Annotated in this window: 22 protein-coding genes; 10 read left to right on the top strand and 12 right to left on the bottom strand. The window is 62.1% G+C overall.

Going from position 1 to position 24,813, the window contains the following annotated elements; genetic code table 11:
• Nucleotides 1-8 precede the first annotated feature (8 nt).
• The 5 genes from ACLEJW_RS12495 to ACLEJW_RS12475 all read right to left on the bottom strand — a co-directional run bounded on the left by ACLEJW_RS12495 (nt 9) and on the right by ACLEJW_RS12475 (nt 5,572).
• On the bottom strand, nt 9-1,655 hold the full coding sequence (locus ACLEJW_RS12495; protein ID WP_416765767.1) for a DUF1302 domain-containing protein: 1,647 nt from the start codon (nt 1,653-1,655) through the stop codon (nt 9-11).
• 24 nt (nt 1,656-1,679) lie between these two features.
• Nucleotides 1,680-3,101 carry a DUF1329 domain-containing protein gene (locus ACLEJW_RS12490; RefSeq protein WP_192440026.1) on the bottom strand — a complete coding sequence of 474 codons (1,422 nt, stop codon included), beginning with the start codon at nt 3,099-3,101 and terminating at the stop codon, nt 1,680-1,682.
• Between the two features lie 471 nt (nt 3,102-3,572).
• Complete coding sequence (locus tag ACLEJW_RS12485) at nt 3,573-4,220, bottom strand: hypothetical protein (RefSeq protein WP_143492640.1); 648 nt, start codon at nt 4,218-4,220, stop codon at nt 3,573-3,575.
• Between the two features lie 177 nt (nt 4,221-4,397).
• Complete coding sequence (locus ACLEJW_RS12480; protein WP_054905267.1) at nt 4,398-4,613, bottom strand: hypothetical protein; 216 nt, start codon at nt 4,611-4,613, stop codon at nt 4,398-4,400.
• 71 nt (nt 4,614-4,684) lie between these two features.
• Nucleotides 4,685-5,572, bottom strand: coding sequence for a phytanoyl-CoA dioxygenase family protein (locus ACLEJW_RS12475; RefSeq protein WP_326431173.1), 888 nt, complete (start codon nt 5,570-5,572; stop codon nt 4,685-4,687).
• 388 nt (nt 5,573-5,960) lie between these two features.
• Between ACLEJW_RS12475 and ACLEJW_RS12470 the strand changes: the two genes are divergently transcribed.
• The 10 genes from ACLEJW_RS12470 (at nt 5,961) to ACLEJW_RS12425 (ending at nt 17,419) form a co-directional block, all read left to right on the top strand.
• On the top strand, nt 5,961-6,539 hold the full coding sequence (locus ACLEJW_RS12470; protein ID WP_326431172.1) for a TetR/AcrR family transcriptional regulator: 579 nt from the start codon (nt 5,961-5,963) through the stop codon (nt 6,537-6,539).
• A gap of 303 nt (nt 6,540-6,842) precedes the next feature.
• Nucleotides 6,843-8,369, top strand: coding sequence for a flavin-containing monooxygenase (locus ACLEJW_RS12465; RefSeq protein ID WP_326431170.1), 1,527 nt, complete (start codon nt 6,843-6,845; stop codon nt 8,367-8,369).
• On the top strand, nt 8,366-9,241 hold the full coding sequence (locus ACLEJW_RS12460) for an alpha/beta fold hydrolase (protein WP_054905271.1): 876 nt from the start codon (nt 8,366-8,368) through the stop codon (nt 9,239-9,241). The genes ACLEJW_RS12465 and ACLEJW_RS12460 overlap by 4 nt, the downstream gene beginning before the upstream one ends.
• A 218-nt stretch (nt 9,242-9,459) precedes the next feature.
• Nucleotides 9,460-10,617: an iron-containing alcohol dehydrogenase gene (locus ACLEJW_RS12455; RefSeq protein WP_440777640.1), complete on the top strand. Its 1,158-nt coding sequence runs from the start codon at nt 9,460-9,462 to the stop codon at nt 10,615-10,617.
• 12 nt (nt 10,618-10,629) lie between these two features.
• Nucleotides 10,630-11,961, top strand: a complete 1,332-nt coding sequence (locus ACLEJW_RS12450) for an APC family permease (protein WP_440777639.1) — start codon at nt 10,630-10,632, stop codon at nt 11,959-11,961.
• Between the two features lie 79 nt (nt 11,962-12,040).
• The gene (locus ACLEJW_RS12445) at nt 12,041-13,465 is read left to right on the top strand and encodes a gamma-aminobutyraldehyde dehydrogenase (protein ID WP_409292180.1); all 1,425 of its coding nucleotides are present in this window, start codon (nt 12,041-12,043) and stop codon (nt 13,463-13,465) included.
• A 45-nt stretch (nt 13,466-13,510) separates the two neighbouring features.
• Nucleotides 13,511-14,761, top strand: coding sequence for a diaminobutyrate--2-oxoglutarate transaminase (locus ACLEJW_RS12440; RefSeq protein WP_440777638.1), 1,251 nt, complete (start codon nt 13,511-13,513; stop codon nt 14,759-14,761).
• Between the two features lie 96 nt (nt 14,762-14,857).
• Complete coding sequence (locus ACLEJW_RS12435; RefSeq protein WP_196145913.1) at nt 14,858-16,237, top strand: aspartate aminotransferase family protein; 1,380 nt, start codon at nt 14,858-14,860, stop codon at nt 16,235-16,237.
• Between the two features lie 54 nt (nt 16,238-16,291).
• Nucleotides 16,292-17,200, top strand: coding sequence for an NAD(P)-dependent oxidoreductase (locus ACLEJW_RS12430; RefSeq protein ID WP_326431164.1), 909 nt, complete (start codon nt 16,292-16,294; stop codon nt 17,198-17,200).
• Between the two features lie 66 nt (nt 17,201-17,266).
• Nucleotides 17,267-17,419: a hypothetical protein gene (locus ACLEJW_RS12425; RefSeq protein ID WP_326431162.1), complete on the top strand. Its 153-nt coding sequence runs from the start codon at nt 17,267-17,269 to the stop codon at nt 17,417-17,419.
• 49 nt (nt 17,420-17,468) lie between these two features.
• Here the strand turns inward: ACLEJW_RS12425 and ACLEJW_RS12420 are convergent, their stop codons facing one another.
• From ACLEJW_RS12420 to ACLEJW_RS12390, 7 genes are all read right to left on the bottom strand, one after another.
• Nucleotides 17,469-19,127, bottom strand: a complete 1,659-nt coding sequence (locus tag ACLEJW_RS12420; protein ID WP_440777637.1) for a cation acetate symporter — start codon at nt 19,125-19,127, stop codon at nt 17,469-17,471.
• The gene (locus ACLEJW_RS12415; protein ID WP_213660794.1) at nt 19,124-19,447 is read right to left on the bottom strand and encodes a DUF485 domain-containing protein; all 324 of its coding nucleotides are present in this window, start codon (nt 19,445-19,447) and stop codon (nt 19,124-19,126) included. Before ACLEJW_RS12415 ends, ACLEJW_RS12420 begins: the two co-directional genes overlap by 4 nt.
• A 56-nt stretch (nt 19,448-19,503) precedes the next feature.
• Nucleotides 19,504-21,156: an acyl-CoA synthetase gene (locus ACLEJW_RS12410; RefSeq protein ID WP_440777636.1), complete on the bottom strand. Its 1,653-nt coding sequence runs from the start codon at nt 21,154-21,156 to the stop codon at nt 19,504-19,506.
• A gap of 83 nt (nt 21,157-21,239) precedes the next feature.
• Complete coding sequence (locus ACLEJW_RS12405) at nt 21,240-22,007, bottom strand: SDR family NAD(P)-dependent oxidoreductase (RefSeq protein WP_192440023.1); 768 nt, start codon at nt 22,005-22,007, stop codon at nt 21,240-21,242.
• Nucleotides 22,007-23,179: an acyl-CoA dehydrogenase family protein gene (locus ACLEJW_RS12400; RefSeq protein ID WP_213660793.1), complete on the bottom strand. Its 1,173-nt coding sequence runs from the start codon at nt 23,177-23,179 to the stop codon at nt 22,007-22,009. Before ACLEJW_RS12400 ends, ACLEJW_RS12405 begins: the two co-directional genes overlap by 1 nt.
• Before the next feature lie 53 nt (nt 23,180-23,232).
• Nucleotides 23,233-23,589, bottom strand: coding sequence for a 4-hydroxypentanoyl-CoA kinase subunit LvaB (gene lvaB / locus ACLEJW_RS12395; protein WP_010953701.1), 357 nt, complete (start codon nt 23,587-23,589; stop codon nt 23,233-23,235).
• Nucleotides 23,586-24,644 (bottom strand): phosphotransferase family protein, encoded by a 1,059-nt coding sequence (locus ACLEJW_RS12390; protein ID WP_440777635.1) that lies wholly within the window; start codon nt 24,642-24,644, stop codon nt 23,586-23,588. The genes lvaB and ACLEJW_RS12390 overlap by 4 nt, the downstream gene beginning before the upstream one ends.
• Between the last annotated feature and the right edge of the window lie 169 nt (nt 24,645-24,813).

Genomic DNA, 24,813 nt, shown 5'->3' with positions numbered 1-24,813 from the left:
GGCGGGCCTCACAAGGTGCGGGAAATCGCGATGCCGACATAGTCGCGGTCACGATAAAGCTGGTCGTAGGGCGTGTCGCCGCCCATGAACTTCGCGTAGTTGAGGGAGATCTGCCAACTGGCCGGGTTTCGCACGAAGTTCAGATACAGGTTCATGCTGCTCGCGTCTTCGGTGAAGGTCGCACTCAGGTTCGGCGTCCTGCCCCCCAGCGAGCGCGAGTAGAAGACACCTGGCGTGACCTGCCAACCCGGCAGCAACGTGCCGTCATAGGTCAGGCTGAAGTCCAGGTTGATGCCAGAGGACGTCTTGTCGCCACGAGGCTTGGGCGCTGTCGCAGGGTCCAGCTGCCAGGTATTGAGCCCTGCAGCGAGTGGCTCGCCATTGACCTCGTTATGCAGCCCTGGGTATTTGATGACCACAAGCTCGGACAGCAAGGTGCCCGTACTGGCTCCGGTGAAGTCGAGCAGCGTCGGGGAGTTCGAAGGCGTGAAGCTGTACAGGCCGGTGAGGTGCCACTGGAACTTCTTTTCGTCCTTCCAGCATTTGCCGCCATTGCTGGAGCATAGGTCGATGACCGGGTTGAGCATGACTGAATCCTTGGGCCGGTACGAAAGCTCCGTACCGACGGCCCAGTCACCGATCGGCATGTTGGCACTGATGCCATACATCATCCGGTCTTCCTGGTACTCCCAGGTGGGGGCAGCGGCGAAGGTGTCCGGGTCAAGAATGGCGACGCGCAATGACGGCAACTTGTCGTGATAACGCATCACGTAGAAGCCGTAGTTTATGTCGCTGTCCTCTGGTTGCCAGCGCAGCGAAAGGCCCCACTGGCCGCTGTCGCGGGCGTCCTTCTCGGAGAACCCGTAGTCCCCCCTGCCCTCACCCAGCGCGTTGTTGGTGGACCAGTAGCTGCCCACCGGCGGCAACTCGCTCTTGTTCCAGCGGAACTGATAGTAGGCCTCGACGTTGACACCCGAGCCAAGGCCCGAAGCGACACTGAGCATCGGCGCGGGCAGCACGGCCTCCTTGAGCTGCACGCCGGGACGTGCCAGGGCCTGGTAGTCGTAGGCGTTGGTGTTGTTGATGCCACCGGCCACGAACAGGCTTTCACCCCAGTTGATCACCTGGTTGCCCAGGCGCGCGCGGACCCGCTGCCCGCCCATGTCGAAGCCTTTGCTCACCCACAGGTCCAGCAGGCGAGCCTTGAAGGCGAGGTCGTCGCGGGCGTCGTCACTCAGCCCGTTGCTGCCGACGCTCTCTGGGGTGTTGAACGACAGCGTGCCGGTGGTATCGGTGGCAGCGAAGTCGCGGATCCAGGTCCCGCGCGCCATGAAGGTGAAGTCTTCGGGCATCTTCAGCAACAGCTCATGGGTACCCTTGAGGTAGTTGGTGAACATGTCGCCGCGGTCGTAGTTCAGGTCGCCCTGGTCCGCCACGCCGGAACTCTGCGCCAGGCAGCCGGAGGGCACGTTGTGCCCGGTCGGCCCCTGGTTGATCAGGTTGCAGCCCCGCGACTCGGTACGCAGGCCCATGCCTGCGGTGATCGTGGAGTCGAAGGAGCCATTGAGGGTTTCGGTTTCAAAGGTGAACCCCATTGCCAGTGGGGTTGCGCACACGATGACAAGGCCTGACGCTTTCGTAATTATTTTTTTCATGTGGGCTCTCGATCTGGCGTCGGTTTAGCGCTCGCTGATGGCTCGCAGGTTGTCGGAGGTGAAGAAGTCGCGTTTCAGGCGAGGGTTGCCACTGTCTTCGGTGAGCCAGCGAATATCGTTCTTGCCCGCGCCGATCGAGGTCATGTCGAACAGGTAACGATGATCGGCGAGGTTGTACTGGACCTGGGCCTGCACATCGCACGCGCCGGTCTCGTAGACGGGGATCGAGAACCCTTCACGCACCTTCCAGATCTGCCCTTGCTTGTCATAGTCAACGGCCAGCAACGGGTTCCAGCTGTCCTCGTCGATGTAGAACAGGCGCTTGGGTGCTTGGTGGCGCATGCCCTGGCGAACATTGGCCTCGACGACCCAGACACGATGCAATTCGTAGCGGCGCGACTGTGGCGCGATGGAATCGTCGCCGGCGAAGCTTTCCACCTTGGCTGCGGTGTCATAGGCGCCAAAGGCGTTGTACGGCACCAGCAGCTCCTGCTTGCCGATCAGTTTCCAATCGAAGCGGTCCATGGCTCCGAAGAACACGTTCGCCTCATCGACGGTGTATTGGTTGTCCAGCCCGATCTGCGGAGCGTCGTAGGAATACGATGGCATGCGCCTGACCCGACGCTGGCCGGGGAAATAGTAGAAGGTGGTGGCCTGCTCGCCGGCTACAGTCGTCTGCACACCAGCCTGGCCGGCCAGCGCCGCTGGCTCCCGGTAACTGGAGAACGTGGCGTTTTCCAAGCGGCCAATGGACGAAAAAAGTGCACTGCCTTTCTTTCCCCAGGGCGTGAAGAAAAAGGTGTCTGACGACTGGCGTAACCACTCCCCACCCTTGCGCGGCGAAATGCCTGAAATGCTTTTGGGAATCTCGACACCAAGGCCGCGATAGCGCATCTTCATATTCCACATCACCTCTGCGCCTGTACTGGGCAGAGGGAACGGGATGCCCGGCACATGGGCGTCCTCGAGGGCAACCCCTGTGGAGTCGAGCTTGGCGAAGCCAATGTTCTGCCGCGTGTTATCCGCCACGAAGTCCGGTACGCCACAGGTGCGGCGGGTCGGGTAGACCTCCATGCGATAGCCCGGAATCTTCTTGAACAGTTCGAGCTGGCCGGGGGACAGCTTGCTCGCATACTGCGCCACGCTATTCGAGTCGATGCTGTAGAGGGGTTTGTCATCCTTGAACTTCCAGTGGTCCCCCCGCACCTGGCCATAGCTCCAGCCCCCCCCTTGCGGCCCCGGAGCAGTCCAGGCCGGAATATCCCCGCTTGAACTAGCAGCCACCTCACCGCCCAATGGCGTCAGCTTCGAACCCAGCTCCCCGGCCCCCTGGGGTGCGGCCTGTACCGAGCACATCGCGGTCGATACCGCGAGGGTAACCAGCAGCTGCCTGAAAATACAGCCGGCGGACATGTCGTCTTTCTGCCCTGTAGATACTTCTTTCATTGGAGGCTCCTCGAACAAAGGGCCTGGACCGGCAACCCGACCATCCACACGGAAATGGGCACCTATCGCAAGCTGATCATTTGACATGGTCACATGACCATGTCGGGTGATCAGAAAGCAATCCACATGCCAGAAGTTTCGTGGAATGATTAAGTTAGATAAATCAGGTGTTTAGTCGATAGTGGCGATCTATGTTCCTCAGATGCCTGCACCTTAATGGGAAGTAAAGAAACATGTGTTACCAGCGCATGCCCAACCATGATGCATTGCTAATTATACTTACCCATTGCAAGCTGCCGTTTACATTGAGCAAGCCTTAAATATTTCCATTGGAAACCCAGCCATGGAAATGAATCAATTACCCATAAAAAAACCGCCCCTGGAGGCGGTAAAGAAGCGGGCCTATGGCCCGACATGGAGTTACTTCGAATCAAGGGATTGGCGGCACAACGACGCACCTGCGCCCTCAATTCAACGAACATTGAGTAACGCCTCAACTGAGGCACTTCTAGAACGCTGAAGTGCACCATAGGCGTAGAACGATTGCACAATCGAGTACGACCAAGTCAAGAAAGCAAAGGTCATGAATACCACCTTTGAATCGTCACCCGGAATCGGAAAGAAGTCATACCGGAATGCTATCGTTAGCCCCGCCACTCCGCCCAAGGTGGTAGCCAGCGCATGCAGAAGCTCTCTGGCACAAACCAGTCGCCAAATGAAATAGGCCAGGTACGCTGTGTAAGCCAGCCACATCACCATATAAAAATAAGGCAGGAACTGCTTGAATGAACTCGACATGAAGTAAATGGCTGCAACCGTAAAGCCCGCCAGGAAAAACACAATGTCATTCACCGGGGACGGCTTGTAATCGTGCGTTACCGCCATCAAGCCAAGCGTTGCAATAACAGGAATACCAACGCCCCGGGAAAAAGCATCGAGGAATATGGCAACGTTATAATTTGCCAGCCAGCCCGTAACGAGGAAGATCGCGAAATTCGTTGCGGATATCCCGACAATCAAAAACTCTCCGCCGAGCAGATAATTTCTTCGCCCGATGAATGCCGCCCCATAATACAAGCCACAGATGATTAGCAATATACATGAGCCCAGGATACTCACTTCTATCAGTTCCACGAGAACAGCCTCTCTCAATCTGAGGATCGACATCACACTGCATGTCGAAATCGGCAACCAATCGGACGACTATTGCAAACCCAATCAGCGGGGAAATACGGGCTGAATTATTTGACCTGCACCGGTAACTTAAGTTATACGAGCAGGTCAGCATGGCCGCGATTAGTCGACCAGAGACCTCAGGTCGCTGTCGATTTTATTCAGCGTTTCCTGAGAAATAAACCCGCCAGAATATTTTGCCGCCGTCACTAAGGCAAAGCCACGGGCCATGCCAATTTGTGGGTGTTTACCGATACCGGGCAGGTGCTTTTCAAGGATCTGGCTCGTAGTGCTGTTATCCAGCAGCTCGCCAACTTTCGAGTCGATTGAGAACGCCATGGTGTCATCTCCTTGGTTGCGCCCAAAAGGGCAGAAATTCAATACGCAGCAGGCTGTGTAAACTCAGGATCTCAGAAGCCTTTTCCCGGTTCGGAAAAAGCAGGCATGCCCAAGAGCTCTTGTGGGTCACGCATCTGGCCATCAATTTCCACCCAGCCCAGCAGCGTGGAGCTCACACTCCAGCCCAGCAGGCGTTGCATTTCTGCGGGGAGCTGGCGAACCCGTTCAATGGGAATGGAAAGGAAGTGATTTTCTTCGAGGCGCAGGATGGCCAAGTCGTAGGCCATGGTCAGACCAGTACGAGGAAACGCTGTGGTATTGGCGCCACCGCCGTGATAGACCGACCCCAGCCACAACAGCGCAGAGCCTGCTTTCATCTCGGCGGCGATGGTTTCTTCCTGGGTCGGCCCGCGCTCGTCATCCCATTGATGACTGCCCGGAATAACGCGCGTGGCACCGTTCTCTTCGGTGAAGTCCGAGATGGCCAGCATGATCTGCAGACGGGCCTCGCGCCCGAAATGGGGATGTCGCCACAGCGAGGTGGCATCGTCGCGGTGCAGGGGCTGAAGGCCTTGGCCCGGGCCGATCTGAATGGCCTGGGTAATGCTGAGTTGAATGTCAGGTGCCATCTCGATGCGGTCGCTGCCCACCCAGACATGGGTTGGTGTCTGCAGGATCTGCCTGGCCGCGCCGATGAACAACGGGTTTAGTGCCACCTCCACCGCCGTATCGCTTCGCCCGATGATGCGACCGATACGACGGGTCTGCATGCCTGCGAAATAGGGGTCTTCTCCGCAGGGCGTGACATTCAAGTAGGTGTCCAGCTCTTCGGTGAGGCACTTGAGCGTCTCTGGCGAGACGAAATCAGCAATGATGACCCCGCCGTCACGCCGAATGATTTCCACCACTTGTTCCACCGACGCATCACTGCTGACCGTCGAGAGTTTTTGTGTATCCATCTGCCTTCTACCTGTCCGGTTTTTCATTGTTCTATCCAGCGAGCCCGGGCAACCGCCTCGTCCCACCGGCGCAACCACCACAGCAACCTCTTATGCCGCTGCCGAAGCCCGTAATGATCTGCTCGGCATTGCCATGATTATTGAATATAGTCATTTGATCAAGTCATTTGATCTGATTTTTTTACCACCTCACCACTGCCCCGGCCTCGGTGAGGTACGGCAGTCAGCATCTGCCTCTGGGCAATGGCCACATACCGACGGCAAGACCGCAGACGGAAAGGGTTGCATCGACTCATCTCATGGATTGGGCCAGGACTTTGCGATAGCATTCGTCACCGCCGACGCCGGACCCGGCGGTTGGCGCAAGGCCAAAAGGGGAGAACGCTGAATGGCTCGGATAGGCGCGGAAGAACGCAGACAGGATTTCATTGAAGCGACCATCAGGGTGATCGCAGAACACGGCATAGCCAACGCCACGACGCGGCGCATTGCGGCAGCGGCAGATTCGCCGCTGGCCTCGCTGCATTACGTTTTTCACACCAAGGAAGACTTGTTCTATGCGGTCTACGAGTCCTTGATCAACATGCCGCAGCAATCGCTGCAGGCTCCGGCAAACGCTCTCCCCGCCGAATCGGTAGGGGAAATGCTGCGCCAGTTGGTCAAGTGGTTCATCGCACACCCCGAACGGGCCATAACCCAGTTCGAGCTGTTCTTCTGGAACCTGCGCAATGACCCGGAAATGGCAGCGAAGATCTATACCGTTTCCATCGAAGCCACCCAACAGGCCATCCAGAAGGCGACCGGCGATGCGCTGGATCAGGCCGCACGCACCACAGTCAGTCGGCTGCTCATCAACCTTTTCGATGGTTTGCTTCTCTCCTGGACCGCCCACGGCAACCTCGAACGCCTGGAGGCTGAGACAGAAACGGCTTGCCAGGCGGTTAAGCTGCTGGTGGCCAGCTACTGAGACGTCATTCAGATTGCCGTGGTCCGGTGTGACACGGCAATCCGGTATCCATAGGGTCTGACAGACAAACGGACTGTCGCCTCTTGCCACCCAAACCCACATACCGCCCTGTCATAACGACGCCAAAACCTGGAGTCGCCCGACGCGCAATACCCCCTACCCCAATCCCACCAGGTTCAAATCATCCCAAAAAAATTGCTTGTCGGTGCATTTTGCACCTTGCCCCGGGTAATCTGCCGTCTCATCATGGTCAAATGATCAAGTCAAAAGATCACCCCCTATAACACAATAATGGGAAGCCCTATGTCCTCGCACACTGCTCTTCCGGTTGAGCCACTCGATATATTGATCATGGGAGCCGGTGTGTCTGGCATCGGCGCGGCCGCCTATCTGCGACGCCATCAGCCTCACAAGACCTTCACGATTCTCGAGTCTCGTGAGCGAATGGGCGGCACCTGGGACCTGTTCCGCTATCCCGGCATCCGCTCTGACTCCGACCTGTACACCTTCGGCTTCGACTTCAAGCCCTGGACCAAGGCGAAATCATTGGCGGACGCCGCAGACATTCTCGAGTACCTGCGTGAAGCGATCGACGAGCATGAGCTGGAGTCCTTGATCCAGTACAAGCAGAAAGTCATCTCGGCGAACTGGCAAACGGACAAGGGCTTGTGGGCGGTGCGGGTGGAGGACGGTCACCTGGGGCAGGCCCGCACAATCGAATGTCGCTGGCTGTTCAGCGCGGGCGGCTACTATAGGTACGACCAAGGATTCAGCCCCCGCTTCGAGGGAGCCGAACAGTTCAAGGGGCAGATCGTTCATCCGCAACACTGGCCAGAGAACCTGGATTACACGGGCAAACGTGTCGTAGTGATTGGCAGCGGCGCGACGGCAGTGACCCTGATTCCGGCGATGGCGGACAAAGTCGCCAGCATCACCATGCTGCAGCGTACGCCCTCCTACATCATCAACCAACCAGCCAATGATGCGGTTGCGGCGTTTCTGCGCAAGATCCTGCCCGAGCAAACCGCTTACTCTCTGACACGCTACAAGAACGCCAGGATCACCCTGGCCTTCTGGGCCTTCTGCCAGCGCTTCCCCAAGCTTTCCCGCAAACTGCTGCTGTGGCTGACGCGCAAGGAGCTGCCGAAAGGCTACCCGGTCGACGTCCATTTCAATCCGCCCTACAACCCTTGGGACCAGCGCTTGTGCACGGTACCTGAAGGCGATCTGTTCAAGGCGATCAGCGCGGGTAAGGCCGACATCGTCACCGACCATATCGAGCGGTTCACCGAATCCGGTCTGTTGCTGAAATCCGGCAAGGCGTTGGAAGCTGACATCGTAATTACCGCCACGGGGCTGAATGTGCAGATGTTCGGGGGGATCAGTCTGTACAAGGACGATAAGCCAGTGGTGCTGAGCGACACTCTTGCCTACAAAGGAACCATGCTATCCGGTGTACCCAACTTCGCGTTCGCGGTGGGCTACACCAACTCCTCCTGGACCTTGAAAGTGTGCCTGCTGTGCGATCACTTCTGTCGCTTGCTGGGTTTCATGGACAACCACGGCTACAACGTTTGCGAACCCCGGGCGCCAGACGGGATCGAGACCCGCCCTCTGCTGGATTTCGGTGCCGGTTATGTGCAACGCGCCTTGGACAGCATTCCGCGCCAAGGGCCAAGCGAGCCCTGGGTGATGTCGATGGATTACTTCCGCGATACCAAACTCCTGCGCCGCGGCGCTGTGGCTGACAAGTGCCTAGCGTTCTCCTCCGTACCCAGCACGCCCCGGTGCGCGAACGTCGAGCTGCAACAACAGGGTAGCCGCGGATGAGCCCCGACCGCTTCTGCGAACTGCCTGGCAAGCGCCCTATTTGCTATCGCAGCCACGGGCTCGAAACGGCGCCTGCGGTCATTCTCATCGTCGGCCTGGGGCTGCAATTGACCTACTGGCCGCAACCGATCATCGCCGGCCTGGTCGAGCGGGGGTTTCGCGTCATCACGCTGGACAACCGCGACTCGGGCCGGTCGTTCTTCACCGACGTAGTGCCTCCCACGGCCATGCAGCAGTTCTTGCGCAAGCGCACCCCCGGCTATGACCTGGGTGACATGGCCAATGACGTGATCGGGCTCATGAACGGCCTGAACCTGGCAACGGCGCACGTGGTGGGCATGTCGATGGGCGGCATGATCGCCCAGATCCTCGCTGCCCGTTACCCCGAGCGTATCAGGACGCTCACCTCGATCTTCTCGACCACCGGATCGCTGCGCGTCGGCCAGCCGGCGTTGAAATCCATTAGGCAGTTGCTGCGCCGCCCGCCGCGCAGCGAGCAGGAAAGCGTTCGCGACTACCTGGACATCATGCGCCTGATCGGCTCGACCCTGGAATGGAATGAGCCCGCCTTCCGTGACTATGCCTTGTTGGCCTGGGAGCGAGGCGGTGGCGAGGCCAGCAACATCGGCACGGCCAGGCAGATCGGCGCGATCATCAATTCCGGCGACCGCACCCAGGAACTGCAACGGGTTCATTGCCGCACCCTGGTCATCCATGGCGATGAAGATCTCATGGTCGCAACCAGCGGCGGGTACGCCACGGCAGCAGCTATCCGTGGTTCCAGCCTGGTGCTGCTGCCAGGGATGGGGCACGACTTCCCACCTTGCCTGTCCGGCACGCTGCTGTCCCTGCTGGCAGGACACATGCTGTAGCACGATCACCCTTTCAGGGGCGTGCAGCTTGGCCGCCCCTCTTTTTACCCCCCGAAGGAGGCCTTCGACCAGGTTCAAGCAAAACCAAGAACAACAAAATGCTGGCTTGCGCGAAATGCCAGGCCACACATCACCCGCTTGAGCTGTTATCCACGGCCTGGCGCAGGTGCTCCTCTACTGCCCTTTCAACAATGACAACAATTGAGCAAGAGGTACGTATGGACTTCAAGTTTTTACTCCCCAGCAAAATCGTGATGGAACCTGGTCTGCGCGAGCGCACCGGTGAACACCTGCACTCACTTGGCCTGGCCCGCGTGCTCATCGTGACCGATCCTGGGGTCAAGGCGGCGGGCCTGCTGGACAGCGTCTACGCCAGCCTGGAGAAGGCAGGCATCGCCTTCGAGGAAGTGTCGGACATCAAGGCCAATCCGCGCAGCGAGGACGTCAATCAGATCGCGCAGCGATATCGCGGCAAAGGTATCGATGGCTTGTTAGCCGTAGGCGGGGGCAGTGCCATGGATGCAGCCAAGGCCATCAGCGTGCTGCTCAGCCATGAGGGACGGATCGAGGACTACGAAGGGTCGTTCACGCTCACCCATGCCATCCCGCCTATCGTTGCCATTCCGACCACGGCTGGCACCGGCAGCGAAGTAACCTGCTTCTCGGTGATCACCGACACCGCCCGTCATTACAAGATGAGCGTGCATGATTACCGACTCGGGCCAGTCCTGGCCTTGCTTGACTCTCATATCCTCGACACGCTGCCCGCGTCGATTGCCGCCGCAACCGGCATGGATGCCCTGACCCACGCCATCGAAGCCTACACCTGCCGCGTGTCGAACCCCATCAGCGACGGCCTGGCGCTGCATGCCATCCGCCTGATCAGCCAACACCTGAAGCCCGCCGTGCTGGAACCCGGCAACCTGCACGCCCGCGAGCAGATGCTGGCGGCCAGCCTGATCGCCGGCATGGCCTTCGGTAATGCGGACGTAGGTAGCGTGCACTGCATTTCCGAAGCCATCGGTGGCATGTACGACACGCCACACGGCGTGGGCAACGCGATCTTCCTGCCCTTCGTGTTCGGCCATAACCGCGATGCCGACATCATTCGCCATGCGCAGGTCGCCTACGCACTGGGCATCGAACCCAACCTCTCGCCGGTCGAGGCCGCCGAGGCCGCCGTCGGCTACCTGTTCCAGATGAGCAAGGACCTGGGCATCCCCCGCTTCGCCGAGGTGAAAGGCGTGCGCGAGGAAGACTTCCTGGCCATCGCTGAAAAGTCGAAGAAGAACTTCTCCGATGGCAGCAATGCGAAGGAGATGACCGTGGAAACCTACCGTGAAATCGTCGCCACTGCTTACCACTTCGTAGCGTGAGGGCTGTCAGTCATGAGCGAATCAACCCCCAGCGCTTCGCTGAAGCGCACCCTGGGCCCGTTTTCGGTCCTGTTGTTCGGCCTGGCGTTCCTTGCCCCGTTGATCGTCTTCGGCACCTATGGCGTGATCTCGCAGGCCAGTGGCAACACCACGGCGATGGCCTACCTTATCGCGGCGACGGGCGTGGTGTTCACGGCGTTGAGCTATGGCCGGCTGGTCAGGGTGTTCCCGGTAGCCGGTTCGGCCTACACCTATACCCGCAAGATGCTCAGCGCCAACCTCGGCTTCATGGTGGGCTGGGCCGCACTGCTCGATTACTTCTTCATTCCGATGCTGATCTGGCTGCTTGGCGCCAGCTATCTCAACATGGCCTTTCCAGATGTGCCGCAGTGGGTGTGGATTACCGGTTTCATCGTCTCTACCTCGCTGCTGAATGTGCTGGGCATCCAGGTCGCCAACCGCTTCAACCTGCTGTTGATGGGCGCGCAACTGGCGATCATCGTGGTGTTCATCGGCCTGTGCGTGCATTACATCGTGGCTGCCAATGGCCCTGGTGGGCTGCTTTCGGCCAAGCCGTTCTTCAACCAAGATGTGCCCTTCGCCACCAGCATGGCCGGCGCCGCCATTGCCGCGTACTCGTTCCTGGGCTTTGACGCGCTGTCCACGCTCAGCGAGGAAACCCGCGACCCGGGTCGCACGCTGCCGCGTGCCATCCTGCTGGTCGCCTTGATCGGCGGCTCGGTCTACGTCGGCTCCTCGTACTTCATGTACCTGGCGCACCCCTCCCCCGCCTTCGAGTTCGTGGACGGGGCCGCCTTCGAGATCGCCCGCATGATCGGCGGCGACCTGTTCTTCGCGCTGGTCCTGGCGGGGATCATCATCGCCCACTTCGCCGCGGGCATGTCGTTCCAGGCCAGCGTGGGCCGGCTGCTGTACGCCCTCGGCCGGGACAACCAACTGCCGCGCAAGCTGTTCGGGGCCTTGCACCCTCGCTACAAGACCCCGGTCTTCAATATCCTGCTCTGCGGCATTTTCGGCACCGCGGGCTTTGGCCTGACGATCGCCACCGCGACGTCGCTGGTCAACTTCGGCGCGTTTCTCGCCTTCACCGCCGTCAACCTCTGCGCGTTGCGGCTCACCTTCGACGCACAGGTCAAGGACAGCGCTGGCCTGCTGCGCGGCGTGCTCTTCCCACTCATCGGCCTGGTCACGGCCGGCTGGATGCTGGCCAGCCTGGATAAAGACGCACTGATCATGGGCTGTATCTGGCTCGCCCTGGGCGCGGTTTACCTCGCCTGCCGGACCAGTTTCTTCCGCAACCCGGTGCCCGACGCGCTGGCGTAGCGGCCAGCTTCCTATCGAATGCCCTGACGACAACCACAAGGCAAGGCCCTGGCCTTGCCGTTCAATGGCGAGAATCGACATGCAAACCAAACTCCTGATCAACGGTGCCCTGGTGGCCGGCGAAGGCGAAAACCTCGACGTGTACAACCCGTCCCTTGGCAGTGTCCTGGTACAGACCACCGAAGCCAGTCGCGCCCAAGTCCATGCCGCGGTGCAAAGCGCCGATGCAGCCTACGACGCCTGGTCGCAAACGCCGCCCAAGGACCGCGCGGCACTGCTGCTCAGGCTCGCTGACCGCATCGACGCCCAGGCGCCGGTGTTCGCCCGCCTGGAGGCGGACAACTGCGGCAAGCCGTTCACCGCCGTGCTGCAGGACGAACTGCCAGCCGTGTCCGACGTGTTCCGCTTCTTTGCCGGTGCCGTGCGCTGCCTGCAGGGCTCGGCGGCGGGCGAGTACATCCCGGGCCACACCTCGATGATCCGCCGCGACCCGGTGGGCGTGGTCGCCTCCATCGCGCCGTGGAACTACCCCCTGCTGATGGCGGCCTGGAAACTGGGCCCAGCCTTGGCCGGCGGCAACACCGTCGTGCTGAAGCCGTCGGAACACACGCCGATGAGCACCTTGAAACTGGGCGAGTTGCTCGCCGACATCTTCCCCGCCGGTGTGGTCAACATCGTGCACGGTCGCGGCGCCTCGGTGGGTGAGCCGCTGACCAGCCACGCCCAGGTACGCATGGTGTCGCTGACCGGCTCCGTGCGCACCGGCAGCCGCATCATCGAAGGCACCGCCGACAGCGTCAAACGCATGCACATGGAGCTCGGTGGCAAGGCACCGGTGTTGATCTTCGACGATGCCGACATCGACGCCGCCGTCGAAGGCATCCGCGCCTTCGGCTTCTACAACGCCGGCCAGGACTGCACCGCCGCATGCCGCCTATATGTGCAGAAGGCGGTGTACCTGGAGTTCGTGCGCAAGCTCGGCGAAGCCGTGTCCAGCATCAAGTGCGGGCTTCAGGATGACCCGGCGACCGAGATGGGCCCGCTGATCACCCAAGAGCACCTGGAGCGTGTCGAGGGCTTCGTGAACCGTGCCAAGGAACTGCCTCACATTGAGGTGGTCACCGGCGGCAAGCGCGCTGCGGGCGGCGGCTTCTTCTTCGAGCCGACGGTCCTGGCCGGCGCTACGCAGGAGGACGAGGTGGTGTGCCGTGAAATCTTCGGCCCGGTGGTGACGGTTTCGCCATTCGAAGACGAAGCCCAGGCACTGGCATGGGCCAATGAATCGGACTACGGCCTGGCCTCGTCGGTATGGACCGCCGATGTGGGTCGCGCCCATCGCTTGGCCGCTCGCCTGCAATACGGCTGCACCTGGGTCAACACCCACTTCATGCTGGTGAGCGAAATGCCCCATGGTGGCGTGAAGCTGTCCGGCTACGGCAAGGACCTGTCGATGTACGGGTTGGAAGACTACACCGTGGTTCGCCACGTGATGTTCAAACACTGACCGCCCACGACCCAGATAGCCCAGATCATTTTTCAAGAGGTTTGCATGAACATCGAGACATTCGAAAGGCTCGAGTCTAACGTGCGGATGTACTGCCGTGACTTGCCGCTGGTGTTCGATACCGCCCAAGGCAGCAAGATCCGGGGCGAAGACGGCCGCGAGTACTTGGACTTCTTCGCTGGCGCCGGCGCCCTGAACTATGGCCACAACGACCCGCGCATGCGCGATGCCTTGATCGCGTATCTGTCGTCCAACGGCGTGACCCACGCCCTCGACCTGCACACCACCACCAAGCGCCAGTTTCTCGAAGCGATCGAGCGCGACCTGTTCAAGCCGCGCGGCTGGGACTACAAGGTGCAGTTCACCGGCCCGACCGGTGCCGACGCCGTCGAGGCGGCGTTGAAACTAGCGCGCAAGGCGACGGGGCGTACCAAGGTCGTCTCGTTCTATGGGGCTTACCACGGCATGACCGCCGGCGCCCTGGCCGTCACCGGCAACCGCACTCGCCGTGGCCCTGGGCTTTCCACCGACGTGGTGTTCGTGCCGTACGAAGACAGCCCCTACGGCGAATTCGACAGCATTGGCTTCCTCGAGCGCCTGGCCAACGACCAGGGCAGCGGCTCGGAGCTGCCAGCGGCGGTGATCGTCGAGTCCGTGCAGATCCAGGCCGGCGTCTACCCGGCTTCCAACGAATGGCTGCAACGCTTGCGCAAGTGGACCAGCGATTACGGCGTGTTGCTCATCTGCGACGAAATCCAGGCCGGCTGCGGGCGCACCGGCGACTTCTTCGGCTTCGAGCGCTCCGGGGTGGTGCCAGACCTGATCACCTGCGCCAAATCGATCGGCGGCTTCGGCCTGCCGATGGCGATCGTGTTGATTCGCGCCGGGCTGGATGTGTGGCAACCGGGCGATCACATCGGCACCTTCCGCGGCAACCAACTGGCCTTCTTGACGGCCCAGATCGCGCTCGGCTATTGGCGCGATGAGTGGTTCCTGAAGTTGCTGGCCACCAACTGCGCGGCCATGGAGCGCGCGGTCGCCGGTTTCGCTGAAATTCCTGGCGTCGCCTCCGCGCGCTGTCGCGGCATGATCGCCGGCATCGACTTCGGTCGCGGCAACGTCGCATTCGCCAAGGATGCCCAGCAGCGTGTGCTGCAGGCGGGTGTGCTGGTCGACCGCTGCGGCCCGAACGGCGAAATCATCAAGCTGATGCCACCGGTGAACACCCCGACCAACCAGCTTGAAGAAGGCCTGAAAGCCTTCGGCGAATCGGTCGCGGCAGCGTTTAGCCAGTAACTGCACGGGCCTGCGGTGCGGCCTGTATCGATACAGCGCCGCATGCAGGCTCATCGCATGCAGTCGACAACCCGTCCGTGGCAGGAAATCACACCAATGAGCAACGTCACTTCAACCATCCAGAATGACTTGGCTTCATTCATACACCCCAACACCAACCTGGCGCAGCACCAGGAAATCGGCCCCCTCGTGATCGCCGGCGGCGACGGCGTGCGGGTCTTCGATGAGCAAGGCAACGCCTACATCGAGGCGATGTCGGGCCTGTGGAGCGTTGCCTTGGGCTTCAGTGAAAAGCGCCTAGTCGACGCCGCCGTCGAGCAGTTCAGGCAACTGCCCTACTACCACAGCTTCAGCCACAAGACCAACGCCCCGGCGGCGGCGCTCGCCGCCAAGCTGGCCGAGCTGGCGCCGGGCGACCTGAACCATGTTTTCTTCACCAATTCAGGCTCCGAAGCCAACGACTCGGTAGTGAAGATGCTGTGGTACGTGAACAACGCGCTGGGCAAACCGCACAAGAAGAAATTCATCTCTCGCCAGCAGGCCTATCACGGTGCCACCATCGCTGCCGGGAGCCTTACCGGCATCCCCTCGATTCATCGCGACTTCGACCTGCCGGCCATCCCGGTTCACCACCTGACGTGCCCGAACTTCTACCGGTTCGCCCGGCCAGGGGAAACGCAGGAAGCCTTTTCGGCCCGCCTGGCGAACGAACTGGAGCGCTACATCCTCGCCGAAGGGCCGGAAAGCATTGCCGCCTTCGTCGGCGAACCGGTGATCGCAGCGGGCGGCGTGATCCCTCCTCCCACTGGCTACTGGGCGGCGATCCAGGCAGTGTGCAGGCGCTACGACATTCTTGTGGTGATCGACGAGATCGTCACCGGTTTTGGCAGGCTGGGCACGATGTTCGGGGCTCAGCTGTACGACATCCAGCCCGACATCATGGTGCTCTCCAAGCAGCTCACCTCTTCCTACCAGCCGCTGGCGGCCGTGGTGGTGTCCGATGCCATCAACGATGTACTGGTGAGCCAGAGCCAGCGCCTGGGGGCATTCGCCCATGGCCTGACCTGCACGGGTCACCCCGTCGCCACCGCGGTTGCGCTGGAAAACATCCGCATCATCGAAGAGCGCGACCTGGTTGGCCATGTCCAGCGCCTAGCCCCCATGTTCCAGCGCCACCTGCGCGCGTTCGAAGACCACCCGCTGGTCGGCAACGTCCGAGGCGTCGGGCTGATGGGCGGGATCGAACTGGTTGCGAACAAGGCCACCGGCCAACCGTTCGCCCAGCCAGGTGCACTGGGTGGCTACGTGTTCAAACAGGCCCACAAGCATGGGCTGATCATTCGCGCCCTCTACGACACGATCGCGTTCTGCCCGCCGTTGATTACCACGCAGGGCGACATCGAAGCGATCTTCAGCGCCTTCGAGCGCACGTTGGCTGACGCAACAGACTGGGCCCGATCGCAGAACCTGCGGTGAGCAAAGGCTCTCCCGTGGGGCCTCACATAAAACAACAATCAAGAGGCTTTGAACGTGCGCGAACAAAATGATGAAAGTTTCGAGTTTGATGTGTCCGTGGTCGGGCTCGGTGCGATGGGAACGCTCATGGCACACGCGTTGCTCAAGCAAGGCAAACGCGTGGCGATCTGGAATCGATCACCCGGCAAGGCTGCGTCGCTCGTCGCCGCTGGCGCTCACCTGTGCGACAGCGTTGAAACCGCGCTGGTTGCAAGCCCGGCCACGATCTTCGTGCTCCTGGACAACCACGCGACCCACGAGGTGCTCGGGATGCCAGGTGTGATGCATGCACTGGCCAACCGTACGATCGTCGATTACACCACCAACGCCCAGGACGAGGGACCGGCGCTTCAGGGCCTCGTCAATCGGGCGGGCGGCCATTACGTCAAAGGGATGATCGTGGCCTACCCGCGCAACGTCGGCCATCGCGAAAGCCACAGTATTCATACCGGCGATCGTGAGGCCTTCGAGCAGCACCGGTCGCTGCTTGAAGGGCTCGCCGGCCATACGGTGTTCCTTCCCTGGGGCGAAGCATTGGCCTTCGCGAGCGTGCTCCACGCCCATGCGTTTGCCGTGATGGTTGCGTTCTTCGAGGCCGTGGGTGCGAGCGAACGGTTTGGCCTGTCGGTTTCGAGGACAGCCAGGCTCCTGCTCGACACGTCACGCTTTTTCGTCGCCGACGCACTCGAGGAAGCGGCACGCCGGCTCGAAGCGCAGGATTTCGCAGGCGACCAGGCGAGGCTCGATGTACATGTAGATGCCTTCGCGCACATTGCCCAATCCCTGCATGCACAGGGGGCCTGGACGCCAGTGTTCGACGCGGTATGCCAAGTCGCGCAGCGCGCGGCATCAATGGGCTATGGCGACCAGGACATTGCAGTCATCACCCAGTCATTCGCCCACGACAAAGCGCCTGGGCACTAACCGCGTGATACTGGCCTTTCGGATCGAACCTGAAGACAACAACAATAAAAATCGCTGGAGGATCATATGCGCCGATTTGGTTTTCTACTGGCCGTGTTGACGCTGGCCGTTTTCCTGAGTGCCCTGCTTGCCCCCAGGCCTTCTCTCGTCAACCGAGCGGCGGCGCAGCACATGGGGCATCCGATCACCAACATCGGCGAGATTTTCAGGGGGTATTAACGAGGTATCACCTGGCCGCTGGCACGCATCCGCCAGCGGCCGCAGGTAATCAATGATCGACCGCACCGCTGGCGCCAAGGCCGGTCTGGCCCCTTACGAACTGGTCGGCGAACGCCGCCCTTTCTGCCTTGGCTCGCGCAGTCCGGTCTAGCCGGGAAACGCCATACGCCACCGCAAACGCCAGCGGCATGGAGAACAGCGCAGGCTGGGTATAGGGGAACAGCGGCTCGGCAAAGTGCAACACATCCACCCACACGAGCTTGGAAAGCACCACGAAGCCCATGGCGCTGATCAACCCCACGTAGCCACCGGCCAACGCGCCGCGCGTGGTCAACCCCGACCAGAACATCGACAGGAACAGCACCGGGAAGTTGGCCGACGCTGCGATGCCGAACGCCAGCGCGACCATGAAGGCCACGTTGATGTTTTCGAACACGATGCCCAGAGCTATCGCCACCAACCCAAGCCCGAGGGTGGCCAGCTTGGTCACCCGCAGCTCCTGCGACTCGCTAGCCGCGCCCTTCATGATCACCCGCGCATAGAGATCATGGGCGATGGCGGAAGCACCCGCAAGCGCCAGGCCTGACACCACGGCCAGGATGGTGGCGAAGGTCACGGCAGACAAAAAGCCCAGCAGCAGGTTGCCGCCTACCGCCTTGGCCAGGTGCATGACCACCATGTTGCCCCCGCCCAGCAGCTTGCCACCCACCAGCCCGCCTTCGAAAAACTGCGGCTGCTGGCTGACGATCACGATCGACGCCAGGCCCAGCAGGAAAATGACATTGAAAAAGTAGCCGATGAATCCGGTGGCATAGAGCACCGACTTGCGCGCCTCACGGGCATCGCTCACGGTGAAGAAGCGCATCAGGATATGCGGCAGCCCGGCAGTGCCGAACACCAGCCCCAGGCTCAGCGACAGCGCGGTCAATGGGTCGGCCAGCAGGCTGCCGGGCTCCAGCAGGCGCTCGCCCAGGGTATGGGTGTCCATGGCCTGGGTGACCAGCGCGTCATAGCTGAAGTCGAACTCGCGCAGCGCCAGGAACAGCACCAGCGAACCGCCTACCAGTAGCAGGAACGCCTTGATGATCTGCACCCAGGTAGTTGCCACCATGCCGCCAAAGGTGACATACAGCATCATCAGCGCGCCAACGATCACCAGGGCGATGTGGTAGTCCAGGCCGAACAGCAGCCTGATCAGCTGCCCGGCCCCGACCATCTGCGCCACCAGGTAGAAGCACACCACGGTCAGCGAGCCGATGGCGGCCATGGTGCGCACCTTGCCTTGGTCGAGGCGGTACGAGGTGATGTCGGCGAAAGTGAAGCGGCCCAGGTTGCGCAACCGCTCGGTCATCAACAGCAGCAACACCGGCCAGCCCGCGAAGAAGGCGATGAGGTAGATGTAGCCGTCCATGCCGGAGGTGTAGATGAGCGCGGTGATCCCCAGCAACGTCGAGGCGGACATGTAGTCACCGGCCAACGCCAGGCCGTTCTGCCAGCCCAGGATGCCGCCACCGGCGCTGTAGAAGTCCGCCGTCGAGCGGGTGCGCCGCGCTGCCCACCAGGTGATGCACAAAGTGAAGAGCACGAACACCATGAACATGCCGATGGCATGCAGGTTCAGCGGCTGACGTTGACCCGCGTCGAGCGCAGGCGATGCCAACAGCAGGCCGGAGTGCAGCAACAAAGCCAGAGGCAGTAGTGTCTTCATGCGCCCTGCTCCTCTTCCAACCCGGCAACCAACGCCTGCGTCAAGCGGTCGAACTCGCCATTGGCCCGGTACACATAGAACGCCGACAGCGCACAGAAGAACACGAACAGGAAACCGCCGGCCGCGACGCCGAAGGTCATGTTCGACCCCTCGGCCAGGCGCCTGGCGATCAGCTCGGGCCAAAACGATACCAACGCGATGTAGCCATAGAACGTGGTCAGGATCAGCACGAACAGGCTCAGGGTAAAACGGTTTCTGCGCGTCACCAGTTGCTGGAACCGGGCACTGGCGCGAACACGCGCGTATAACAGGCTGGACATGGGACACCTCGATCAATGTACTTGTTGTTATGGGGTGTGCAGGTGTTGCCGCTCGATCAAGGCTCGGCGTCGGCGGTCTGCGCCTCCTGTTGCCGGGCCCACTCGCGCAGGACGAACTTCTGGATCTTGCCGGTGGCGGTCTTGGGCAGCTCCGTGAGCGACACATGTCGCGGCGCCTTGAAATGCGCCAGGCGCTCACGGCACCAGCGGATCAGGTCCGCTTCGGTGACCGTGGCCAGCGCATCTGGGCGCAGGGTGACGAACGCATGAGGGGTCTCGCCCCAGCGCGAATCCGGGCGCGCCACCACTGCGGCCTCGACCACATCGGGGTGCTGGTAGAGCACTTCTTCGATCTCCAGCGAGCTGATGTTCTCGCCGCCGGAAATGATGATGTCCTTGGCCCGGTCCTTGATTTCCACGTAGCCATCCGGGTGCAGCACGGCCAGGTCGCCCGTGTGCAGCCAGCCGTTGGCCAATGCGGCCCGGGTGGCCTCTGGGTTGTGCAGGTAGCCTTTCATCACGGTGTTGCCGCGCACCACCAGCTCGCCAAGGGTAAGGCCGTCGGCTGGAACCGGGCGGCCGGTATCGGTATCCAGCACCGTGGCCTCCTCGAGCATCGGGTGGGCGACACCCTGGCGGCTCATGAACTGCGCCCGGGCCTCAAGTGGCAACTCGTCGACCCCCGGCTGCCACAGGCACAATGTGCTGGGGCCGTAGCTTTCGGTCATGCCATAGGCATGGGTGATGTTGAAGCCACGCGCCTCCATCGCCGCGATGACCGCACTGGGCGGGGCAGCACCGCCAGTGATCACCGATACCGGCACCGGAGGGGCACTGGCATGCTCGGCGTGGATCAGCATCGACATCACCACCGGGGCGGCGCTCAGGTGAGTCACGGCATGCTCGGCGATGGCGGCGTTGATCGCATCAGGCTGGACCTTGCGCAGACACACGTGGGTGCCACCGGACAACGTCACCGCCCAGGTATGGCTCCAGCCGTTGCAGTGGAACATCGGCAAGGTCCACAGGTAGACGCTGCGCGGCCCCAACTGGAAGATCAGCGCCCCAGCGCAGGCGTTTAGGTAGGCTCCGCGGTGATGCAGCACCACGCCCTTGGGGTTCCCCGTGGTGCCGGAGGTGTAGTTGATGGCGATCGACTGCCATTCGTTCTGTGGCGCACTCAAGGGTCGCGCGGGGTCGCCCTGGGCCAGGAACGCTTCGTAGTCCAGGTCGAGGGCCAGGTCGGCGCGCTCGGCCTGATCATCGTCGATGCCCACCAGCAAAGGCGGCGCATCGAGCATGGCCAGCGCCTGACTGGCCACGGCACCGAACTCGCGATCGCAGATCAATACCTTGGCCACGCAGTGACGCAGAATGAAGGCAATGCTGCGCACCTCCAGGCGGATGTTGATGCACACCAGCACCGCCCCGGCACCGGGCACGCCATAGTGGGCCTCGAGCATTTCCGGGATATTCGGCGCCAATATCGCCACCCGCTCGCCCGGCTGAACACCGACCCGCTCCAAGGCACTGGCCAGGGCGCGGCTGCGCTCATGCAATTGACGGTAGCTGTAGCGCCTTGCGCCATAAACCACCGCATCGCGCTGCGGGTACACCTGGGCGGCACGCTTGAGGAACGACAGCGGGGACAGCGGGACATGGTTGGCTTCGTTGGGAGCAAGCTCATGTTCGAGGGTTGGAACCATCATGGCAGGCACCTCATTGACACATTGCTCAGATTTTGCACGCACACACCTACCTCCTGTTCTTGTTGTTATTGCGCCAGGGCGCGTTACAGGCTGCTGCACAGATGGCCGCCATCGACCACGATCTCAGCGCCGCTCATCGCCCGCCCAGCATCGCTGGCGAGCAGCAGCAAGGCGCCGTCCAGGTCCGACGGCACGCTGAAGCGTCGGCTGGGGATACGCGAACGCAACTTGTCACCGGCCTCGCTGGCCAGGAAGGCCTCGTTCAAATCAGTCATCACGTAGCCGGGCGCTAGGGCATTCACCCGGATGCCATGGCGCGCCAACTCCAGCGCCATGGCGCGGGTCAGGTGGGCCAAGCCGGCCTTGGCCGCCAGGTAAGGGCCGACGGCACCGGCCACACGGCAGGCGAGGATCGAGGTGACATTAATCAAGCTGCCCCCCTTCCCCGCCACCACCATGCGCCGGGCGCTTTCCTGGGCCACGGCCCAGGCGCCCTTGAGGTTGGTGTCGAGCACGTGGTCCCAGGTTTGATCATCGCAGGCCAGCAAAGGCTGGCTGTCGCTCACCCCCGCATTGTTGACCAGGACATCCAGTGGGCCGGCGGCATCGAGCACCCGGCAGATGTCCTCACGGCTGGTCACATCGAGGGCAAAGGCCCGCGCCCGCCCTCCAGCCACCTCGATGGCCTCCACCAACGCCCGCAGCGGCGCCTGGCGCCTGGAGGTCACCACCACCTCGGCGCCTGCAGCGGCCAGGGTCATAGCGAAGTGACGGCCCAGGCCGCTGGAGGCCCCGGTCACCAGGGCGCGACGCCCGTCAAGGGCGAACAGTCGGACAAGGTTCGGCTGCATCAGTGGACCTCCAGGCGCTGGTCGAGCAGCTTCTTCGCCAGGCTCATGCGGTGCACTTCGCTCGGACCGTCATAGATGCGGAACGGGCGAATGTCGCGGAAGATCCGCTCCACCACGGTGTCCCCGGTCACCCCGCGGCCACCCAATACCTGGACGCAACGATCGACCACCCGCCACAGCGCCTCGGCGCTGATCACCTTGGCCATGCTCGAATCGACATTGGCGCGCCGGCCCTGGTCGAGCACCCAGGCGCAGTGCCAGACCGCCAGTCGCACCACGTGCAGGTCCATCATGTTGTCGGCGAGCATGAAGCCCACGCCCTGGTGCTCGCCCAGCGGCTTGCCGAAGGCGTCACGGGTGCGCGCATAGTCGCAGGCGATGTCGTGGGCGCGGCGCGCGGCACCGAGCCAGCGCATGCAATGAGTCAAGCGTGCGGGCGCCAGGCGCACCTGGGCATAACGGAAGCCCTTGCCGATCTCGCCGAGGACATCGCTCGCCGGGATACGCAGGTTGTCGAAACGCAGCTGCCCGTGACCGCCGGTAAAACAGCTGTCCAGCGAGTCCAGCTGACGTTCATGGATGATGCCGTCGCGCTTCATGTCGGTCAGGAACATGGTCGCCGTGCCATCCTCCATGCGCGCCATGATGATGCCGAAGTCGGCGCCTTCGGCCCCGGTAATCAGCCACTTGCGGCCATTGATCAGGTAGTCGTCGCCATCGCGGGTGGCGGTGGTGCGCAGCATTGAGGGGTCCGAGCCGGAGCCGGGCGCGGGCTCCGTCATGGCGAAGCAGGAACGGGCATGGCCCTGGACCAGCGGGCGCAACCAGCGGTCTTTCTGCGCCTCGGTGGCGACCACGTCCATCAGGTGGATGTTGCCTTCGTCCGGCGCATGGATATTCAGCGCTACCGGGCCCAGCGGCGAGTAGCCGGCTTCTTCGAAGACGATCGCCTTGGCCACATGGCTCAGTTCCAGACCGCCCATTTCGCGGCTGGCGTGAGGCGTCAGCAAGCCAGCGGCGCGGGCGCGGGCCACCAGGTCCTGGCGCAGTGCGTCGCTGGGGCCGTGGCTGTCCTGGCGGGGGTCGTTCTCGAATGGGATGACCTGTTCGGCAATGAAGTCTCGAGTCGTGGCCTGCAAGGCGAGCAGTTCGTCCGGGAGAGTGAAGTTCATGGCTGTCCTTGTGTGTTCTTGTCTATCGGAGGAATGGGGTGGTCGATTCGGTTTCAGGGCAAGGCCTTGGGGTTGCTGATCGCCAATCGGGCAACGGTGATCTGGCGCAATGTCTCGACCAGGGTGCGCCGGGTTTGCGGGGCGTCATGGCTGCCCTGGCGAATGGCGCGAGCCAGTTGGCGGCGCAGGTCGGGCAATGTCGACGGCGCGTCATCGACCAAGGCGGCCAGACGCGCTTGTTCCTGATCCTCGGCCTGAGCACCCAAGCGGTTTTCGCGGGCCGCAATGGCCATGGCGTTCGCGATCATCAGGGCCGGGTAACGCAACTCGCCAGGCAGCGCTGGCAGCAGTTGTTCCAGAAGCGTCGCGCGGGCAATCTCGAGCAATTCGTGGGCGTTGGGTTGGGTCATGGCGCTTCGGCTCCGGTCATGTGCAGGATTTCGAGTTCGAGCTCCGGCAACAGCCGGGCTGTCAGTGCCAACTCGAGCGACGGTTCTTCACCGGACAGATGGCGCTGCCCTTGCTGCAAGGCAATCACCGCCCAGCGCAGGGTGGCCATGACTTGCCAGTAGTGGAGCTGACTGCGCTCGATGCACAGCGAGGAGACCTCGTGATAACCCCGCAGGAAGTCCTCCAGCTGGCCGATGCCACCGGCTTCGAGGTCTGGGCGGGTGAAGCGCCAGCAGCGGGCGGTGAACCAGCCGAGGTCCTCGCAAGGGTCGCCCCAGCCGGTGAACTCCCAGTCGAGCACGGCCTCCAGCCCGTCTTCGCTGGTCAGGTAGTTGCCGGTGCGGTAGTCACGGTGCAACAGGCACAGGGTGCTGCTGCGCGGCGCATGCAGCTCGCACCAGCGCAGGCCCCATTCCAGCACCGGATAGGCATCGGCGAGGGTGTCGAGGTAGCGGCGGTAGGCATCGATGGTCGCCAGGGCCGGCGAGCTGTCCGGAACGGACAGGAAGCCCAGCGTGGCGCACGGCGGGCGGACCTGATGCAGACGCGCCAGGTTGGCGCCAAGCTGCGCCGCCAGTTGCACCCGGCCCTGAGGGCCGGCGCCGGCGCTGAGCGCGCGACCGGCAGCGATACCCGGCACATACTCCATCAGGAAGAACGCCCGCCCATGCACGCGTACATCGCGGCACAGCCAGAGCGGTCGTGGCACTTTCACGCCGGCCTGGTGAACCACCTGCAGCACGGCGAACTCCTGTTCACGGTCAAGGCTGGCGGGTAGCGCTGAAAGCGCATCGCTGCGCAGTACCCAGCGCCGGGCACCGGCCCACGGGCCGCCTTCGATCAGCAGGTCCAGCAGCCAGTTTTCCTGGATGGCGCCACCGCTCAGGCGCTTGCGCGCCTGGATGACTACCCGCGTTGCCGAGGCCTGCTCGCGGATGAACTCGGCCAGGCGATGATCGTCAGTCATGGCCGCGAACGTATCGCTGGCCTGGGAAATCGTTGGTGAACTGCTCATGGGTCTGTAGGCCCTGCCTTTGGTTTCTGGGTTGGCACAAGCCCAAGAGCAAGGCCTGGGCCAACTCGTCAAGCGTCAGCCACAGGCCGCATGCAGCCTGGGTTCTGACAACTCACCGATGAGCGAAAGTCAGGCTGCTCGTTGCATATTTGCAAGCTATTGATTCATT

The organism is Pseudomonas sp. SMSB3 (genome assembly GCF_052041965.1).
Classification (GTDB): domain Bacteria; phylum Pseudomonadota; class Gammaproteobacteria; order Pseudomonadales; family Pseudomonadaceae; genus Aquipseudomonas.
The sequence above is the reverse complement of the archived record's forward strand: the minus strand, read 5'-3'. Positions and strand labels throughout refer to the sequence as shown.

Bases quoted from the DNA above. Each gene is read 5' to 3' on its own strand.
- ACLEJW_RS12445 (WP_409292180.1), top strand. From the start codon at position 12,041: ATGCAAACCAAACTCCTGATCAACGGTGCCCTGGTGGCCGGCGAAGGC.
- ACLEJW_RS12465 (WP_326431170.1), top strand. From the start codon at position 6,843: ATGTCCTCGCACACTGCTCTTCCGGTTGAGCCACTCGATATATTGATC.
- ACLEJW_RS12480 (WP_054905267.1), bottom strand. From the start codon at position 4,613: ATGGCGTTCTCAATCGACTCGAAAGTTGGCGAGCTGCTGGATAACAGC.
- ACLEJW_RS12425 (WP_326431162.1), top strand. From the start codon at position 17,267: ATGCGCCGATTTGGTTTTCTACTGGCCGTGTTGACGCTGGCCGTTTTC.
- ACLEJW_RS12495 (WP_416765767.1), bottom strand. From the start codon at position 1,655: ATGAAAAAAATAATTACGAAAGCGTCAGGCCTTGTCATCGTGTGCGCA.
- ACLEJW_RS12450 (WP_440777639.1), top strand. From the start codon at position 10,630: ATGAGCGAATCAACCCCCAGCGCTTCGCTGAAGCGCACCCTGGGCCCG.
- ACLEJW_RS12435 (WP_196145913.1), top strand. From the start codon at position 14,858: ATGAGCAACGTCACTTCAACCATCCAGAATGACTTGGCTTCATTCATA.
- ACLEJW_RS12405 (WP_192440023.1), bottom strand. From the start codon at position 22,007: ATGCAGCCGAACCTTGTCCGACTGTTCGCCCTTGACGGGCGTCGCGCC.
- ACLEJW_RS12410 (WP_440777636.1), bottom strand. From the start codon at position 21,156: ATGATGGTTCCAACCCTCGAACATGAGCTTGCTCCCAACGAAGCCAAC.
- ACLEJW_RS12390 (WP_440777635.1), bottom strand. From the start codon at position 24,644: ATGAGCAGTTCACCAACGATTTCCCAGGCCAGCGATACGTTCGCGGCC.
- ACLEJW_RS12490 (WP_192440026.1), bottom strand. From the start codon at position 3,101: ATGAAAGAAGTATCTACAGGGCAGAAAGACGACATGTCCGCCGGCTGT.
- ACLEJW_RS12475 (WP_326431173.1), bottom strand. From the start codon at position 5,572: ATGGATACACAAAAACTCTCGACGGTCAGCAGTGATGCGTCGGTGGAA.
- ACLEJW_RS12420 (WP_440777637.1), bottom strand. From the start codon at position 19,127: ATGAAGACACTACTGCCTCTGGCTTTGTTGCTGCACTCCGGCCTGCTG.
- ACLEJW_RS12415 (WP_213660794.1), bottom strand. From the start codon at position 19,447: ATGTCCAGCCTGTTATACGCGCGTGTTCGCGCCAGTGCCCGGTTCCAG.
- ACLEJW_RS12470 (WP_326431172.1), top strand. From the start codon at position 5,961: ATGGCTCGGATAGGCGCGGAAGAACGCAGACAGGATTTCATTGAAGCG.
- ACLEJW_RS12455 (WP_440777640.1), top strand. From the start codon at position 9,460: ATGGACTTCAAGTTTTTACTCCCCAGCAAAATCGTGATGGAACCTGGT.
- ACLEJW_RS12440 (WP_440777638.1), top strand. From the start codon at position 13,511: ATGAACATCGAGACATTCGAAAGGCTCGAGTCTAACGTGCGGATGTAC.
- lvaB (WP_010953701.1), bottom strand. From the start codon at position 23,589: ATGACCCAACCCAACGCCCACGAATTGCTCGAGATTGCCCGCGCGACG.
- ACLEJW_RS12460 (WP_054905271.1), top strand. From the start codon at position 8,366: ATGAGCCCCGACCGCTTCTGCGAACTGCCTGGCAAGCGCCCTATTTGC.
- ACLEJW_RS12400 (WP_213660793.1), bottom strand. From the start codon at position 23,179: ATGAACTTCACTCTCCCGGACGAACTGCTCGCCTTGCAGGCCACGACT.